At 38.4% G+C, this 1040-nt stretch carries 1 pseudogene; it reads left to right on the top strand.

Annotated elements, in window-relative coordinates:
- Positions 1–435 (top strand): annotated as a pseudogene (locus RTW80_RS25865) (hypothetical protein); the annotation flags it as partial.
- Positions 436–1040: the final 605 nt, after the last annotated feature.

The following is a 1040-nucleotide window of genomic DNA, read 5'->3' as shown; positions in this document are numbered from 1 at the left end:
TCTTTAGATAATTGGTCAGAAGAGGAAAAAATCGTAACCCAATTATTACCATTCTCGAGTTTCGTCCCTGAAGATAATATTGTTGAATTTGTTTCAGCCATTACAAAAACTTATGTTGGCCATCGTGGTTTCAGCTATCAGTATGGAAGGAAGAATTTTTATTCAAATGGGGCTGCACCTTTAATATTGGAAATGTTTGAACACTTTGATATTAATATGGTTTCTGCATTTGTTGATGTTATTAAAAATGATAGTACACTTCGTCACAGAATCCAAGAGGATGGGCAATTCTCTCGATTACAGAAACTTGGTGAATTACTGTTAAACAAGAGCACATGCACTCCTACAGATAAAATATTCCTAACACTTTTAACTGATGCAAGTAGAAATAAAGATTTATTTTTAAAAAGCCTGCCTAAAATTTCTTCAAGATAAACAATAGGCGTGATCGATTCTTATCACGCCTAATTTTTACCCCTCAATAATTCATTGAAGGAGCAACAAAATTTAAAGTCAACCATAACAGAATATATCAGTAACTTGTTACATTATCTGTTATAGAGAACCTCACATCATTCGCCAAAACTGCAAGCAACTAGATGTCTTGCTACTTTAAATCCTGAACAGTACGCATAGTGACACAATAACCTCTATAAGCATTTGGGGTGGCCTCGATGCTTACTTTTAGATAAAAATGAGAAAGGAAATGACGGAGACCCAAAAGCCTGTTTTCAGCACCTGTCATTTCCTTTCTTTTTAGAGGGTATTTCTAGTAAAAACAATAAGTTACAAGGAAGAAGAACGGAAACGGCAAATCGCAGAAAATTGTCATAAATAGCAAGAATCTGCGCGCCTGACGCCCCGTAACGTTCTGGATCACCGGAAAGGACCCGCCAGCCAGAGCGGGCCCTAATTTCATCAACCAATCAGCTTATAGCGACCATCCCGTGCATTGCGGCGTACACGGGCTTTGTTGAATAAATCAGATTTCGGGTAAGTCTCCCCCGTAGCGGGTTGTGTTTTCAGGCAATACGCACGCT

Source organism: Escherichia sp. AM3, from assembly GCF_032029835.1.
In the GTDB taxonomy this organism is placed as follows: Bacteria; Pseudomonadota; Gammaproteobacteria; order Enterobacterales; family Enterobacteriaceae; genus Escherichia; species Escherichia coli.
The sequence above is the reverse complement of the archived record's forward strand: the minus strand, read 5'-3'. Positions and strand labels throughout refer to the sequence as shown.